The sequence below is a fragment of the Sporosarcina sp. FA15 genome, from assembly GCF_051550195.1.
GTDB lineage: Bacteria > Bacillota > Bacilli > Bacillales_A > Planococcaceae > Sporosarcina > Sporosarcina psychrophila.
This window is the reverse complement of the sequence record NZ_CP188818.1, coordinates 357888-374698: the sequence shown is the minus strand read 5'-3', so window position 1 is coordinate 374698 and position 16811 is coordinate 357888. Positions and strand designations below refer to the sequence as shown.

The 16811-nt window shown below is 38.6% G+C and carries 17 protein-coding genes; 8 read left to right on the top strand and 9 right to left on the bottom strand.

All coding sequences use genetic code 11. The annotated features are described in order from the left end of the window. Positions 1-113: 113 nt before the first annotated feature. From ACP8HG_RS01920 to ACP8HG_RS01905, 4 genes are all read left to right on the top strand, one after another. Positions 114-446, top strand: a complete 333-nt coding sequence (locus ACP8HG_RS01920; protein ID WP_438298122.1) for a winged helix-turn-helix transcriptional regulator — start codon at positions 114-116, stop codon at positions 444-446. A gap of 17 nt (positions 447-463) precedes the next feature. Then, positions 464-1381, top strand: coding sequence for a DsbA family protein (locus tag ACP8HG_RS01915; protein WP_338652999.1), 918 nt, complete (start codon positions 464-466; stop codon positions 1379-1381). Between the two features lie 132 nt (positions 1382-1513). Next, entirely contained in the window at positions 1514-2428 is a 915-nt protein-coding gene (locus tag ACP8HG_RS01910) for a ketopantoate reductase family protein (RefSeq protein ID WP_067207340.1), read from the top strand. A 196-nt stretch (positions 2429-2624) separates the two neighbouring features. Beyond that, the gene (locus ACP8HG_RS01905) at positions 2625-2999 is read left to right on the top strand and encodes a hypothetical protein (protein WP_067207337.1); all 375 of its coding nucleotides are present in this window, start codon (positions 2625-2627) and stop codon (positions 2997-2999) included. A 224-nt stretch (positions 3000-3223) separates the two neighbouring features. Here the strand turns inward: ACP8HG_RS01905 and ACP8HG_RS01900 are convergent, their stop codons facing one another. Next, positions 3224-3811, bottom strand: coding sequence for a YitT family protein (locus ACP8HG_RS01900; protein ID WP_067207335.1), 588 nt, complete (start codon positions 3809-3811; stop codon positions 3224-3226). A 211-nt stretch (positions 3812-4022) separates the two neighbouring features. Here ACP8HG_RS01900 and ACP8HG_RS01895 point away from each other — a divergent pair, with 211 nt between their 5' ends. Continuing rightward, the gene (locus tag ACP8HG_RS01895) at positions 4023-5618 is read left to right on the top strand and encodes a catalase (RefSeq protein WP_340765401.1); all 1596 of its coding nucleotides are present in this window, start codon (positions 4023-4025) and stop codon (positions 5616-5618) included. A 119-nt stretch (positions 5619-5737) separates the two neighbouring features. Here ACP8HG_RS01895 and ACP8HG_RS01890 read toward each other — a convergent pair whose 3' ends face one another. Continuing rightward, complete coding sequence (locus ACP8HG_RS01890) at positions 5738-6325, bottom strand: NAD(P)H-dependent oxidoreductase (RefSeq protein WP_438298121.1); 588 nt, start codon at positions 6323-6325, stop codon at positions 5738-5740. A gap of 120 nt (positions 6326-6445) precedes the next feature. Between ACP8HG_RS01890 and ACP8HG_RS01885 the strand changes: the two genes are divergently transcribed. Then, positions 6446-6874: a MarR family winged helix-turn-helix transcriptional regulator gene (locus ACP8HG_RS01885; protein WP_067207326.1), complete on the top strand. Its 429-nt coding sequence runs from the start codon at positions 6446-6448 to the stop codon at positions 6872-6874. Between the two features lie 419 nt (positions 6875-7293). On the opposite strand, the gene ACP8HG_RS01880 is transcribed toward ACP8HG_RS01885, so the two are convergent. After that, positions 7294-7683, bottom strand: coding sequence for a stage II sporulation protein P (locus ACP8HG_RS01880; RefSeq protein ID WP_342539765.1), 390 nt, complete (start codon positions 7681-7683; stop codon positions 7294-7296). A gap of 442 nt (positions 7684-8125) precedes the next feature. On the opposite strand from ACP8HG_RS01880, the gene ACP8HG_RS01875 reads away from it, so the two are divergent. Next, positions 8126-9979 (top strand): LTA synthase family protein, encoded by a 1854-nt coding sequence (locus ACP8HG_RS01875; protein WP_438298120.1) that lies wholly within the window; start codon positions 8126-8128, stop codon positions 9977-9979. Positions 9980-10019: 40 nt separating this feature from the next. Here the strand turns inward: ACP8HG_RS01875 and ACP8HG_RS01870 are convergent, their stop codons facing one another. The 5 genes from ACP8HG_RS01870 to ACP8HG_RS01850 form a co-directional block, all read right to left on the bottom strand. Continuing rightward, the gene (locus ACP8HG_RS01870) at positions 10020-10385 is read right to left on the bottom strand and encodes a glyoxalase superfamily protein (RefSeq protein ID WP_342537855.1); all 366 of its coding nucleotides are present in this window, start codon (positions 10383-10385) and stop codon (positions 10020-10022) included. Positions 10386-11091: 706 nt separating this feature from the next. Continuing rightward, positions 11092-12330: a beta-ketoacyl-ACP synthase II gene (fabF, locus tag ACP8HG_RS01865; protein WP_438298119.1), complete on the bottom strand. Its 1239-nt coding sequence runs from the start codon at positions 12328-12330 to the stop codon at positions 11092-11094. Positions 12331-12362: 32 nt separating this feature from the next. Then, positions 12363-12938 carry a TetR/AcrR family transcriptional regulator gene (locus ACP8HG_RS01860; protein ID WP_338653005.1) on the bottom strand — a complete coding sequence of 192 codons (576 nt, stop codon included), beginning with the start codon at positions 12936-12938 and terminating at the stop codon, positions 12363-12365. Between the two features lie 109 nt (positions 12939-13047). Then, positions 13048-13890: an aldo/keto reductase gene (locus ACP8HG_RS01855; protein ID WP_354314498.1), complete on the bottom strand. Its 843-nt coding sequence runs from the start codon at positions 13888-13890 to the stop codon at positions 13048-13050. A gap of 62 nt (positions 13891-13952) precedes the next feature. Further along, positions 13953-15128, bottom strand: coding sequence for an MFS transporter (locus tag ACP8HG_RS01850; protein WP_418064803.1), 1176 nt, complete (start codon positions 15126-15128; stop codon positions 13953-13955). Positions 15129-15344: 216 nt separating this feature from the next. Here ACP8HG_RS01850 and ACP8HG_RS01845 point away from each other — a divergent pair, with 216 nt between their 5' ends. Continuing rightward, the gene (locus ACP8HG_RS01845) at positions 15345-15716 is read left to right on the top strand and encodes a winged helix-turn-helix transcriptional regulator (protein ID WP_067207314.1); all 372 of its coding nucleotides are present in this window, start codon (positions 15345-15347) and stop codon (positions 15714-15716) included. Positions 15717-16133: 417 nt separating this feature from the next. On the opposite strand, the gene ACP8HG_RS01840 is transcribed toward ACP8HG_RS01845, so the two are convergent. Then, the gene (locus ACP8HG_RS01840) at positions 16134-16571 is read right to left on the bottom strand and encodes a VOC family protein (protein WP_067207311.1); all 438 of its coding nucleotides are present in this window, start codon (positions 16569-16571) and stop codon (positions 16134-16136) included. Positions 16572-16811: the final 240 nt, after the last annotated feature.

The window sequence follows — 16811 nt, the reverse complement described above, 5'->3', positions numbered from 1 at the left end:
AACACGCTCATCAAATTTACTTTGATGAGCGTGTTTTAGTTAATATAATTTTTATACTTGATATACTTAGTATACCTGCATATAAAAAATTATCGAAAGAAGAGGTGATACTTATGAAGGTTTGTCCTTATTTGGAATCGTGCTTTGAAATATTAGGCAGGCGTTGGAATGGTCTCATCGTCCATTACTTATCGAATTGCCCAAACTTTAAGGCACACTTTTCTGATATGAAACGTGATTTGAATGATATTACCCCACGGTCCTTATCATTAAAGCTAACTGAACTCGCCAATTATGGCTTGGTTGTGAAAGTAGTAACAGAAGGCACCCCCGTCACCATTTCATATCATCTATCCGACAAAGGACAGCAGTTAGCAATTGCCCTCCAACCTGTCCATAAGTGGGCACAAGAAAATATCGATTTGGAACTGACAATTACAAAATAAAGAAATGAGGAATTAGAATGAAAAACAATATGATATGCGATTTAGAAACTGGCGTATGCGGACCTGGTGGAGAAACAGAAATGCAATTCATCGATCTCTCAACACCTAAAAAGAAGGTCGACTTATATTACGTAACGGATCCAATTTGTTCCCATTGTTGGGCACTGGAACCCGTTCTCCGAAAATTTGAGGCGCAATATGGCCAATACGTCAACATGCATACATTGATGGGTGGATTATTGGAAAACTGGAACGGCTTTGCAGACACTGCAAATGGCATCAATAGTCCTGCCGATGTCGCTGAGCATTGGAGAGAAGTCGGTGAGCATTCTCGTATGCCGATTGACGGGACTCTTTGGCATGATAATCCGATCGAATCTTCCTTCATTCCTTCTCGTGTATTTAAAGTGATTCATAAGCAAAGTCCCGAAATCGCCAATATATTTTTACGCCGCGCACGCGAAGCCCTCTTCGCTTTCAATCAAAACATTGCGCAAGATGACATATTAATCGATCTTGTCAATAAAGTTGGCCTTAGTGGAGTAGAAATCGTCAAACAATCGAAACTGCCGGAAGCTGAAACTTCATTGCAAGAAGACTTTCAACTCGTTCATCAACTAGGCGTCCGTGGATTCCCAACTATCGTCATGTTGAATGAAGAGAAAAAAGGCGTCAAGATTGTCGGTGCACGAGCACTTGAACAATACACGGAGGCACTTCAACAAATGCTGCCCGGGGAAATTTTGCAACCAAAACAACAATCAAGTTTGCAGTCACTTATCCAACAAGAAAAACTGTTGTTCTCACGTGAAATCGAAGAATTTTATGCAATTAAAGAACAAGATGTTAAAGCATTCGTAAGTGATCAATTGGTCAATACCGATTATAAAACGAAGGAAGTTCTTGGCGAAAAATATATTTCGATCATCGGTTAATGTATACGATGGCAAGCTAGGCATATCCTGTCCGGCATGCCATCGTTTTTCATTACACGTCATTCAATGATTCTAATAACCCAGACTACTGTAGAATAGAATTTATCATACAGATATAAGGAGGATTATGATATGAACATATTAATCGTCGGAGCAGGAGCAATTGGCGGATACTTTGGAGGTAGGCTCTTGGAAAAAGGAGAGAACGTTACTTTCCTTGTACGAGCAAAGCGCAAAGAAATGCTTGAAAAATCTGGCTTAAAAATTGAAAGTGTCAACGGGAATGCTAAGCTCGCCCCGCGAATGATTACATCAAAGGATATTGGGGATAAATTCGATTTGATCCTCATTTCTACAAAGTCCTATCACCTTACCCAAGCAATCAATGATATACGTCCATTTGTAAAAGAGGACACGATTATTCTCCCCCTCTTGAATGGCGTCGGGCATCTCGAACAACTAATCAAAGCTTTCGGAGAAGATGCCGTCATCGGTGGTCTTTGCTTCATCGAAACGACACTTGACGAACATGGAACCATATTACAAAAAAGTCCGATCCATCAGCTTATTTACGGCGAAAGATCTGGGGAGATCACACCTCGTATGGAAAAACTGAAAGCTGCTTTTGAAGGGGCCAACGCTTCATGTGTGCTAAGTGAGCAAATCAATCAGGAAATGTGGCATAAATATTTGTTCATCACTGCACTATCCGGTATTACATCACTGATGGAGTCACCCATAGGACCAATTATGGAGTTGGAAACCGGGCGGAATACTGTTGCTTCACTGTTGGAAGAACTCGGCGCAATTATGAAGAAAATCAATGCACCGATACATGATACTATCACGCAAGAACTGTATACCAAAATTAGTGATATGCCATACCTTATGAAATCCTCGATGCAGCGAGATATAGAAAAATCCCTTCCGCTAGAATCCGATCATCTGCATGGTTTATTATTGCAACACGCGAATACACATGACGTCCCAACCCCGATACTGGAAACGATTTATACGAAGTTAAAGATTTACGAAAAAGAAAAATGACAGAAACAAGACCGGGTGAATGGAAACCCGGTCTTGTTTTGTATGTCCCCTTTCGTTATTCAACTCTAAACTGTGGTCAAATCATTCACATACATATCGATTATTTCTGGATTGCTTTGAAAAACATATCCGCCGGACTTATTTTCCACCGACAATTTGGCAACACTTTAATATACACATACAAGGGCGGAAGGGATTGAATACTTTCATGTTTGCTTTGAATGGAGATACTTTACTTTATTATTTTCCTCTCCTATTAGTTTTAGTTACGTTTGAATTGTCGCTATCAGTTTATAAATCCAGTGATTCACAATGGACTACCAAGCTCGCGGCCGGAAATTTCTTTGTTAATCTTCTATGGATTGCTCTCCTTTTATCTATTGTATTTAATCCTAATTTGTTCACTCCTGAATTTGTACCGTATATGGTGGAAATCTACGACAGTACTGCTGAGAAAATCACTTTAATAATAAACTTAAGTAAGACTGCCATCGTATTAGCGGTCATTGTGACAAACTCAATTGATGTTCACAATGCGTTCAATAATATCGGAGTTAAAGAAGAAACGTAACAGAAGTATATTAATAAAAAGTGATACGGAGTTTGAAATGGATTCTTATTACAACACGTGCTTAAGATTGAAACCCCAGTCCTACTACTGAGAACAATTTACACAAAACCGAAGACTTTCTAAAGGAATGCTGACAGAAACAAGACCGAGTGAAATGTACACTTGGTCTTGTTTCTGTCTTCTCTTTAATCACAATGAAGAATACGTATTTTCATTGCCCTTTTCTATGCATTTGCGGATTTTAATACAATCAGACTTGTTGTAATACCAACCATAATCACTGTCGTAAACGACAAGACTAGATGAACAGAAGGTATTAATAAGCTTCCCATTGTGACAATCAATATATCAATGCAAAAGATCATAACACCTGGATTAATGGACAGTTTCCTTGCAATCATTTGTGCTAGTAAATCGGTTCCCCCAATACTAATATCAAGGCGAAGCATGATACCCACCCCAACACCGATAAATATCCCTCCACATATTGCACTTATTAGAGGACTAGTTACCAATTCCCTTCCGATCATATTCAATGGATATAATAAATCCATGATTAGGGATGAAAGCAACATGCCATGGATTCCGTTGTAAAAAAAAGAACGGTAATACTTCCAAGCAAGCATAAAGATTGGGATGCTTACGATAAGAAATGTAAGCCCCACTTTGACACCCATCGCATAATGGATAATTAGACTGATACCAATCGCACCACCATCCAACAACCCAAATGGAACAAGAAATAAATTTACACCGATCGCGACTAATAAACTTCCGATAAATAGCGTTAGCGCCTTTTGTAAAATGTACACAGGACCCCACCTATTTCAAATACTTTATAGATGTATATGCCTGTCTCAAGCATTTCTTCACTCAGTTACGACAATTCGTTATAGTAAAAAACGTAAACAGGAATTAAATCCTTCTTAATTGAGCAGAGTGTGGATGAGATCCCTGTTCAAAACGTATTGTCCTACGATTTACTATGCACACGTTTCATCATATTAAAGAGGAGGTTATCAATTGTCAGACGATCTATTCAATAACAAATTGAATGAAGAACAAGAAGATACATTGACGAATAGACAGGGACATCCTGTTACAAACAACCAGAATCTAAGAACAGTCGGCAATCGAGGTCCTGCTGTTTTAGAAAACTATGATTTTCTAGAAAAAATCAGCCACTTCGACAGAGAACGTATTCCTGAACGTGTTGTCCATGCACGTGGTGCAGGCGCGCATGGCTATTTCGAAGCCTATGGAACAGCTGGTGACGAACCCGTTTCCAAGTATACACGCGCAAAACTTTTTCAGGTAAAAGGCAAACAGACGCCTGTATTCGTCCGCTTTTCATCCGTTATTCATGGTGGACACTCGCCTGAAACACTTCGTGACCCTCGTGGATTTGCTGTGAAATTTTATACAGAGGACGGTAACTGGGATCTCGTTGGAAATAATTTAAAAATATTCTTTATCCGTGATGCAATCAAGTTCCCCGATATGATTCATGCTTTTAAACCAGATCCGATTACGAATATTCAAGACGGCGAACGCTTTTTCGACTTTTGCGCCAGCTCTCCCGAATCGTTCCATATGGTGACATTTGTTTATTCGCCCTGGGGCATCCCTGCCAATTACCGCATGATGCAAGGCTCCGGTGTCAATACGTATAAATGGGTGAACCAAGAAGGCGTTGCAGTACTTGTCAAGTATCATTGGGAACCGAAACAAGGTATTAAAAACTTAACCCAACAACAAGCAAGTGAAATCCAAGGGACAAGTTTTAATCATGCGACACAAGATTTACATGACGCGATCAAAGAAGGTGATTATCCTGAATGGGAGTTGCTTGTCCAAATTATGAGTGACGACGAACATCCAGAACTCGATTTCGACCCGCTCGATGATACGAAATTATGGCCTGAAGATCTGTTCCCATGGTTACCTGTCGGAAAGATGACCTTAAACAAAAACCCTGAAGATTACTTCACTGAAGTTGAACAAGTAGCATTCGGTACAGGTGTGCTTGTCGATGGTCTTGATTTCTCTGATGATAAAATGCTTCAAGGACGGACTTTCTCCTATTCAGATACGCAGCGTCATCGCGTTGGCGCCAACTATTTACAGCTACCCATCAATTCTCCAAAAAAACGGGTAGCAACGAATCAGAGTGGCGGACAGATGCAATATAAACTTGACAGAGCTCCGGGTCAGAATCCTCATATTAACTACGAGCCATCGATCTTAGGCGGTTTAAAAGAGGCTGAACAAGACGGAATAGAATACACTCCTTATATTGAAGGTAAACTTGTGCGAGAGTCCATTGACCGACAAAGCAATACAAAACAAGCCGGAGACACGTATCGCAATTTTGAAGAATGGGAACGAGCAGATTTAATTTCAAACTTGGTGTCAGACCTTTCAAATTGTGACCCACGTATTCAAGTTAAAATGATAGCTCTTGCGGATGAGGCGGATGAAGAATACGGACGTCGTTTACGAGAAGGCTTGGCACAAGCCTCAACAAAAGGATCGAGTCAGAAGCCCCTCGGAAATAGAGATGGCGATAAAGCCCCTGATGAAGCAGTGGAGAAAGGTCATGACGCCGATCCATATTAATAAAACAGCTCACTCAATGGAGTAAATCCATCTGAGTGAGCTGTTTTATTCTACTGAACTTGAATTAGTAAGCTTTGCTTATCGTGTACCTACATTTTAAAAGTATCGAAATACTTTTCTTACCGATCTACTCTTTTAAAATAATGATAAATTTTCTCTAATTTTTTTGTTTGTTTTCCTTTTAAACTTTCCATATTACCAAATTCAAAAAACTTCACTCTTTTGATTCCTACAAAACTAAACAGTGCTTTTTTCATCAATATTTTATGTGCATTATTCAACCAGAGAAGTGGATATTTTGTAGGGCCCTTCATAGTCGATACACATACAACTGACTTTCCTTTCAAAAGTCCTTCTGGTAGTAGTCCCTTCTTATCCCTGTAAGCAAAATTCGCAGAAAATAATTGATCAATGTATCCCATAAGCATTGCTGGAGGTCTTCCCCACCAGATTGGATAGACAAAGACAATCTTATCAGCCCAAGTAATTTGTGTTCTATATTTTTCAATGCGAGGATCACGATACATATCACGTCTTCGTTTATGTTCACTAAACACTAGGAGTGGATCAAATTTTTCTTCATATAAATCTAATACCTGTAACTCCTTTATGTTCGGATTTTCATTACTTCCTTTGATAATTTTTTGTAAAAATGCATAATTTAAACTTTTGTGATTAGGATATGTGTATATAACTAGCATTTTCATAACGCACCCCTTTTACTTATCATATGATAAGTAAATAATAGCACTCTCTTCTTTTTGTTGTCAAATGATAATTGTATTAGGACAACGTTTTTGATATCTTGTGAGTAAGAGGTGAGAATTATGGACAAAAAAGCTCTTTTTTATAAATGTGTATCATTTACAACTTCTGTTCATCGCGTGACACACGAATTAACCAAAAATACCAAATCAGATTCCGTCACACCAGTTCAATATAATATTCTTGAGTATATAGCCGTTAGTCAACCTGTTACTCCTAGTGAAATCAGTGATTGTCAGCATATATCTATGCCAAACACGAGCCGTGAACTGAAAAAATTAAGCGAAAAAAATCTAATCGAAAAATCAAGTGATACCGAAGATCGACGAAAACAATATATTCGCCTCTCAGAAGATGGGGAAACCATGATGAACGAGTCTTTTGCATGTGTAGAATTTCGTTTCCTAGATCGAATACAAAATGCTTCGAATGAAGATTTAGATGCTATTAACCAAGCATTAGATATTCTTCAAAAAAAACTATTTTATTAATAGACATGAACTACGGTTTAATCCTCTCAGAGGTAATGGGAGAACAAATAATGGATAAAACAAAACGATTCACCTGGCATAAAATTGGGGGATCGTTTTTTAATAGTATACAAGCACACGTGTTGATAACCAAAATAAACCAAAAAAACAACTTAATCAAACACTAGGCGTCCCGAGTACGGTTGCTTTTAGATCGCTTTGTATTGAATGACTCCTATACCAGTACCGAGATATCTTGATCTATAGGATGCGCATGGTGGTCGATCATCCGTCGCCCTCCAAAGGCACAAGTACACGAAGTACTAAAGCTTTTTGGGACGAAAGAAATTCAACAGACGTGGTATAGAAGATGAATTTTTCATATTAAAACTTGGCAGATTCCGATATATATCATAGATCATCCGTGTTTAAGTAACAGATTAATTCGTTTCAATTATTTCTTTAATGATTGTCGCTAAAATATCCGCTGCTCTATATTCTTCTTCCAATGTATTGTCTATCCCGCCTATATTCATTAATACTGACTCACCAATGAGATCCTGATTGTAAGTACTTTGTGCCTTACCATTCTTAACTATTACCCCTCTCGAAATTCCAGGGTATTTTTGCTCAATTTTAGCGTGTAGTAGTTCTGCGAAATCCACATTTTCATCGTAATTCTTGCTTGTTCGAGACACTATTAACGCCACCTTTGCATATTCTTTTCCATTAGCGATGAAGGTGCTATCTTTTCTTGCTATGGAATCCCTGTGAATATCAAATACCACCTTTACAAATCTCAATGATTCTGTCTTCCAAGTTTTCTGCATCAAGCAAATATATCCCCCCTCATTTTGTCATACAACCATTATTCGTTTAAGCTACCGAAAAGGTTACATGTTTTTTTGAAAAGTTCCTCCAACTACTAGTGTTGATTTTCTCCTTTAACGAGTAGAGTGTATTTCTATGTTAGATAGCTAAAAATGATCTGTTAATAGAGATTAAGATACATGATAGAAATACATTCCAGCGTTTAAAGTGAATTTATCAAACAATTTCGATGAAGGGTTTCACTATATTTAATGAAATGAAAAACGTCAAATCCACTTTAGCACTGTCTAAACTTAGGGCTTCGGCATCCCCTTTCAAGTCTATTTTCATTTACTTCTTTAATTACAAAGAAGTTCCATCTATTTCCTTCTTTTTATTTCACATCAAAAAATATCTTTGTTACACTATATTAATAGAAAGTTCTATTTGGGGGTACTCAATATGAAATTGTTCATCAAAAAAGTTAAGCCTATTCTACTACATCCAACCACCCTGATTTTGACCTTACTTTTCTTAAAAGTGATCGCATTTCGTGTCGTCGTTTTTCATAACAAATCTGTCTTCCATATTGCACTCATTGAATTTCCACTATGGGCATTCTTACTTTCACTCATCGTTCTCTTCGTAAAGAAACGGACGTGGACCGGCATCTTCGTATTCAATACGATATTGTCTGTATTATTTATCGCCATTATTTACTACACACGTTACTTTTCAACAATTCCATCCTATTATGACTTACAGCAACTTTATCAATCGAATTCTGTAGGAGGAACAGTGGGTCTTCTAAGCAAGCCCTATGATTTCCTCTTTTTCTTGGACCTACTACTTATCCTTCCAATTGCATATTACTATAATGCCAAAAAAATAAAATCTTCAGCTAAAGTAACTAGACAATTAGCGATTCTATTTGGAAGTATTGGTCTTATTACAACGCTACTAGCTTTTAGGCAACCACTTATTGACGTTTCTTATTTTGCAAAAGAGAATGGCTATTTACAATCGCAAGCGGTGCAAGTTTTCACGCGGAGCTTCGGTATCGCGCTAGCTTCTGATGTTAATTTATCAGAACAAGACGTGGAGAAACTCAAAGGGAATGACTACGTTCCCGCAAATGAGCATAATTCCTATGGTATTGCTAAGGATCGTCATGTATTCGTCATTCAGGTCGAGTCATTACAAGGCTTTGTGATCAATAGAAAAGTGAACGGACAAGAAATTACACCTTATTTAAATGCCTTATTGAAAGATAGTACATATTTCGATAACGTATACCAACAAATCGGGGCGGGCAACACTTCTGACGCCGAGTGGCTTATGCACACGTCCATTTACCCTGAAGGTATGGATCCGACTGTCAATGTCATTACTGGAAAGCCAGTCCCTTCTCTACCTCGAACTTTACAAAAAAATGGCTATGGTACAGCCACTTATCATGCCGATGACATTACCTATTGGAATCGTGAAAAACTATATCCAGCACTCGGTTTTGACTACGTTTATACCAACAAAGAAATTCCAGCAGAACAAGAAATAGGATTTGGTCCAGCGGATGAAGTACTGTTCGATTTTGCTGCTAAACAACTGCCCATACAATTTAAGAAACACGAAAAAATATATTCAAACATCATTACACTGACAAGCCATACACCATTTGAAATGCCTGAAGATCTTCAATACCTAGTATTACCGGATAGTTATGACAACACATATGTCGGCAATTATCTTCAATCAGTTCGCTATACAGATGAGCAAATCGGAGTATTCATTGATACTTTGAAAGAGGTGGGCTTATATGATAACTCGTTGATTCTAGTCTACGGGGATCATTCGGGTGTTCACGGGGCTCCTGTCACGAAAGACGATGAGGCTATTCTTTTGGATCTACTCGACCATCCTTACAACTTACAAGATCGTTTTATCGTGCCGGTCATTTTTTCAGGAGGCGGACTTTTCTCCGGGGAAACGATTAGCCACTTAGGCGGACAAATTGATCTGATGCCTACATTATTAAATTTACTCGGAATAGAACATGATGCACAGATGATGGGTCACGATTTATTTCATTACGAAAACAATTTACTTGGCATGCGTTACCACCTGCCAGGCAGCTCCTTCATAAACGATGACACATTGTATGTCGCACCAAGCGCTAAATTACCTGCTATCCTCTACAATTTGGAAACCATGAAAGAGAAATCTCGGACAAATAAAACACAGCAATCTATCGACAACGCCTTACGAATCATGCAACAATCCGATCAAATCTTAAAATCGTATAGCAAACGAAAATAATAGAAAACGGGTTATCTTTAACGAAAGATAACCCGTTTTTTCATTCTCCATCCTCAAAGAAAACAATGCGATTGCTAAATGGATCAATAACTGTCAGTTCCTTCGTTTGCCATGGAGTTGTTTCAAGACGTGGACGTGCGAAGTTATATTCTTTCGAGTGAAGCACTGCATGGAAGCTTTCGATATCTTCAATCTCTATCCGAATGGCAGCCCCCGGACTACAATCCCCGTGATGCTCTGATAAATGAATGATACAATTTCCGTTTGAAACCTGCATATACAACGGCAAATTATCCTCGAATCGATGCTCCCAATCTAATTTAAATCCTAAATAGTCAACGTAAAATTCTTTTGCTTTCTTCTCATCGAATATACGGAGAATCGGTGTGACACTTTTACCATTCATACAATGCACTCCTCGTTAATCCATAAAGTCATTTAATTTTACTAGATATGTTGAACAAATGAATACGGCGTATGCGCTTTACAAGGGCTTTTGGGAGGCCACTGAAAAAGCATTAGTACTTGGAATGGTTTAGGATTCCCACTAATACCGCTTCGACGCTTTGTGGATGCCTCCCGCGATAAGCCAGAAAGAAGACCCCTTGGGAGGGATTGAACTGCATCCCTCCTTAGTCTTATCGCTCCGGCTATCACGAAGTCGGGCCTGCGCTGGATGGTCTATGTGAGAAAGAGCTTTTCATTATCTACGATGAAACCTGCAAGCCGGGGCACGTCTTTCTTGAATATAAGTAGTAGCAAAAAGTAATCACATTATAATCACAGCATATACATCTCAAAATCACATTTCTCTCAATCATGAACACCCTAGCGCAGGCGCGGCAAAGGCATCCCCAAAGCGCCAAGCGTTCTACAATCCACACCCCGAATTAATACTCTCTTATTTTGAGCGCAACGTCAGATTCAATAGGATTCTTTAATTCAACATATATAGACTGCTTCAATATAAATGGAGCTCCGTCTGACAATCGGACGGAGCTCCACATGTATTTAGTTACTTTATAAAGTTAATCTTCAATCAGAGGGGGTTCTGATCCCCCTCTGATTCTTCTCGTGTCCTTAAAGACTCGATGTAGGAGTCTTACTGCCCGTTAATGCGGGACAAATTTCTTAAAAGCAAGTACTGCATTATGCCCGCCAAAACCAAAGCCATTTGAAATCGCATAGTTTATCTCCATTTTCACAGCTTCATTTGGAACATAATTCAAGTCGCATTCTTCATCTGGATTTTCGTAATTGATAGTAGGTGGTGCAATATCTTCCAGTATACTTTTAAGCGTTATGATTGCTTCAACCCCACCTGCCGCACCAAATAGATGTCCTGTCATCGATTTGGTTGAGCTTACCTTTAACTGATAGGCATGAGAACCAAAAGTAGCTTTAATGGCTTTCGTTTCTGATTTATCGCCCTCTGGTGTGCTCGTTCCATGCGCATTAATGTAATCAATATCAGTCGGATTAAGTCGTGCCATTCCTAAAGCTAATTTCATCGCTCTTGCTGCTCCATCAAAATCCGGGGATGTAATATGATAGGCGTCTGTTGTTGAACCGTAACCCACGATTTCGCCCAGGATGGTTGCTCCCCGTTTTTTAGCATGTTCATACTCTTCAAGTACTAAAATTCCTGCGCCTTCCGACATAACAAAGCCATCACGCTCACGATCGAAAGGGCGGCTCGCCTTTTCAGGTGAATCATTTAAAGTAGACATGGCTCTCATTCTTGAGAAACCAGCAAAAGATAATGGATTTATTGAAGCTTCTGCTCCCCCCGCTACGATAGCATCGGAATAACCATGTAAAATATTCAAGTATGCTTCACCTATTGCGTGGTTACCTGTTGCACAGGCAGAAACTGGCGAAAAGCTCGGACCTTTAAAACCATATTTAATAGCTATAATACCTGCCGCCATATTACTAATCATCATTGGTGCCATAAATGGAGAGACCTTTCTTACGCCTCTTTCTAGTAAATGTTTATGATTTTCGAGTACAGTGTCAATTCCACCAATTCCAGATCCAACGTAAACGCCTATTCGCTCCTTATTAACGATGTCCGAATTGAGTGCTGATTGGTCTAACGCTTGTTTTGCCGCTGCATAAGCGTACTGCGCAAACAAATCATATTTCCCCAATTCTTTTTTATCAAAGTATTCTTCCGCTGGAAAGTCCTTGATACGCCCAGCAATCTGTGTGTTAATTTCTTTGAATTCATCGTCCTCAATTTTTCCAATCCCAGATTTACCTTCTTTAATATGATTCCAAAACGTATCTACATCATTTCCTAGTGGCGATACGACTCCATATCCCGTTACAACAACTCGACGTTCCATATACTAATACCTCCCATAAAATCGTCATGTATTCACATATTCCTAACTCCATCATTTCCATTTACAAGCAGTTTTAATTGATCAATTACTATTGAATACAAATATTCTCCTACTACACGTCTATATTGTAGCGCACCTTTAATACTCGATATTAGAAGAGCGGCTAATGCCCCTGTATCATGTGTTAGTTTTCCTTCTTCCTTTAAAACATCAAGAAGCTTTTTTAAATAGTCTATCTCCATTTGACTCAATTGTTGTACACTCTCTTGCATAGCGATCGGTAAAAAGTTATAGTCTGCTTGTAAAGATGATATCGGGCAAACTTCATTGTTACCAATCTGATTAGCTCTTCTTGAAATAAACTCCCATGGTTTATCTTCACTGTTTATTTGAGCTTGATCAATGTTCAAATAAGATTTTTCCAGACCTTCTTTTAACTTTATACAAACGGCTAGACCTAAATCCTCTTTCTTCATGAAGTGATAATGAATGCTAGCTTTCGTTACACCAAGTTCCTTAGCCAAGTCGTCATAACTAAAAGACAAATAGCCCTTTTCTCGAATATTTCTAAGTGCTAGCTCAATGATTTGTGATTTTCTATTTTCCATAACCAAATACTAACTTACTAATAGGTAAGTGTCAATTGACTCTAGTTCTTACACCATATATTACAAAATGAAAAGCCCCTATCTAGGTTAAGATAGGGGTTTAGTTTATTTAAAAATCAAAGTTATCCGGATCTGGACCCACTCGGTGATTCTGATTCAAACTATCAATCCGTTTCATATCATCCGCTGTTAATTCAAAATCAAAAACTGTTGAATTTTCAGCAATACGATGTTCTTTCGTGGATTTCGGAATTGTAATAACGCCATTTTGTAGATCCCAGCGTAAAATAACTTGGGCAATTGATTTACCATATTTATCGGCGATTTCCTGAAGATCTGTGTTGTCGAGTAATTGTCCTGCCATGAGTGGAGACCATGCTTCCAATTGAATATCCTGTTTTCGGCAAAAATCACTCAATTCTTTCTGCGTCAAACGTGGATGGTACTCCACTTGGTTCACCATTGGTTTAATTTCCGCATCCTTCATCAAATCCTCAAGATGATGAATTTGGAAATTACTTACGCCAATTGCTTTAACCCGTCCTTCTTTATAAAGTGTTTCTAGCGCTCTCCATGCCTCTTTATATTTTCCTGCCACTGGCCAATGAATAAGGTATAGATCTAAATAGTCTAAACCTAGTTTCGTTAAGCTCTCTTCATAAGCTGCAATTGTTGATGCATAGCCCAACTCTGAATTCCAAACTTTTGATGTGATAAATAAATCTTCTCTCGCAATACCTGTTTCTTTAACTGCCTCACGAATACCTTGTCCTACGCCAACTTCATTCCCGTAAATCGCAGCTGTATCGACACTGCGATAGCCATGTTTAATCGCAGTTTTCACCGCATTTATTAATTCTTGACCCTCTTCCACTTTAAATACACCAAGACCTAGCCAAGGCATTTTCACACCGTTATGCAACATTGTTGTCGATTGTAAGTTTTTCATTATTTATGTCCTCCTATTTTTTAATTAAAGTTGTGTTGCAGATTATACGTTTCCAATCACCCCCTTTAAGATAGATTAATCCTTTGCTGATCTTTTCTTTCTAGCGCCCGACTGACGCCTGTTAGTATGGCTGCAATCAGTACCATTGCCCCCCCGATCCAAGCCGTATGAATGAGCCCAATCGAATCAGTAACCACTCCACCTACGTAGGCCCCCATCGCGATCCCCGCATTAAATGCAGCTATGTTCATAGCGGAAGCAACATCTACTGCACTTGGGACAAAACGTTCAGCTAACATGACGACATACACTTGAAGTCCTGAAACGTTCATGAATGCAAACAATCCCATGAAAAGAATTGTTACTAAACCCACGACCTTAAATGGTGCCGTAAATGTTAATATGAAAAGCACAATCGCTTGCGCAATAAACATATAGAACAGCGAGCCAATCGGGTTTTTATTTGACAGCTTCCCACCAATCATATTACCAATTGCAATCGCAATTCCGTAAACAAGTAAGATGATCACGATGGTTCCTTGTTTAAATCCTGTTATCGTCTGAAGCAACGGAGATAAGTACGTGAATACAACAAATGTTCCTCCGTATCCCAGTGCTGTAATGGTCAATACTAGCAATATCCGACTATTTGTTATGAGCTTAACTTGATCTCGAATCGTTGTCGGAGTACTTTGACGTAAATCGGATGGAACAAGAATACTATTCGCAATAAACCCTATAATCCCTATCACTACGATTGCCACAAAGGCAAAGCGCCAACCAAACTGTTGTCCAATAAATGTCCCAAATGGAACTCCTGTAATAGTAGCAACAGTAAGTCCTGTAAACATGATTGAAATCGCACTTGCTCTGCGATTCTCAGGAACTAAGTCAGCAGCGATTGTCGATCCAATTGACATAAACACACCATGTGCAAACGCTGAAATGACACGGGCCATAAGCAAAACGGTAACACTTGTTGCACCCGCCGCAATCCCGTTTCCTATTATAAAGACTATCATAATCCATAATAACAATGTTTTCCGTGGCATTCTTGAAGTGAGCGATGTTAAAATTGGAGCACCTATCATTACACCTAAGGCGTACAGGGAAACAGTTAGTCCTGCCGTCGTCACCGATATATCTAAGTCTTGGGAAATCAGAGGCAAAAGCCCAACACTAATAAATTCTGTTGTTCCGATTGCAAATGCACTAACAGCTAATGCAAGTAGTGCAAACATACTTCTCTTTTTATCTAAAGTCACTTTTTTCATCCTTTCTTTTCCTTTGTTGTATGATTGAATTTACAAAGACCACAATGAATACCTCGTACAATTCATCTGCAAATGTTAGTATGAGTCACAGGGATAAAAAAGAAAAGTACGCACTTTTAAGTACTATAGGTACCAAAAAGTTATATAGGTACTTTTAAGTACCCATTAGTAAGGAGGATGAGCATGACAAAAAAGAAGTATAATATATCCGTTGAAGCGACATTAGAAGTGATCGGTGGAAAATGGAAATGTGTCATTCTATGCCATCTGACACATGGTAAAAAACGTACAAGTGAATTGAAACGTCTTATGCCAGATATCACACAAAAAATGCTCACGCAACAATTACGTGAGCTAGAAGCAGATGGCGTTATTAACCGGATTGCTTACAACCAGGTTCCACCGAAAGTAGAATATGAATTGAGTGAATACGGTTTAAGCTTGGAGAGTATATTAGATTCGCTATGCGCTTGGGGGAACGTACATATTATGAAAGTATATGGAGATAAGTTTTCCGTCCTAGAAGAGGGCATTTTAAACGATAAACTAAAGTGATAATCCATATTAATTGAGCGTAGGTCCCTTAACAGGGGAAATCAAAGCGGATTTTAAAGAAGCACTGGTGTCTACCTCTTTATGCAGAAAAGAGCACCTCTCACAATTGTTTGTGAGAGGTGTTTTTGCTTACTTCACCTTATACAAGCCGAACCATCATTATGAAAGAGTAAAGTTCTTTACTGCATTTCATATAATTTGTTAATTAAACTAACTGCTGCCACCGCCCCGTTAGCTGAATAAGAAATATATTACTATTGATACACTAAATTACCTGTTAGTTGAATAAGAACAGAAACACTTACATAACAATCGCGCCCGCTTGCGGAACAACTTTATCGACGTGATTACATATTTCACTGGCAGGATGTCAAAATCCATCAATTATTGGCCCGATAACTAGTAATTACCCATAATTTATTTGATCTTCTCCGCCAACTCTAAAATAATTCCCTCTGGCCCACTGCAGTAGCATAACTTATAACTTTCTTCATAGTGTAGTATCTCACTAAAGATTTTCGTACCTTTCTTTTTCAACTTGGCAACAACAGCTTCAATATCTTCAACAGCAAAGGCAATATGCCGAATACCCGGGGTATTTGCAAAAGGTTGCTGAATTTCTCTTTCATCTGACGGATTATAAAATTTGATTAGCTCTATCCATACTTGACCGTCTGGTGTCCCTAATCCTACACATGCTACTTTAACGTCATTAAGCCCAAATACCTGATTTATCAACTCTCCTTCCATTTCCCATTCCCCTTGCACCTCAAGGCCAAAATCGAGAAAAAAATCTTTAGCGGCAGTGAGATCATTTACGATTACACCCACATGATCTATTCTATGGATTTTCAAATCTCATACCTCCTTTGTTCCTGTTATTTTGCAATATCTTGTATTCTTGATAAGTTTGTTTGTAATTCTAATTCGCTAAAAACAGAAAATATCCTTGTTCAATAAACTGGACTGATTGTTCAACTAACTTGCTTCTTTAGTTCAAGAAGGAAAGCTTTACAGTTGTTCCACTAACCACCCGTTAGTTTAAGTGAAATTCTTCATGTAGTAAAAAAAGTGACGCTATAATTAATTCTAAAC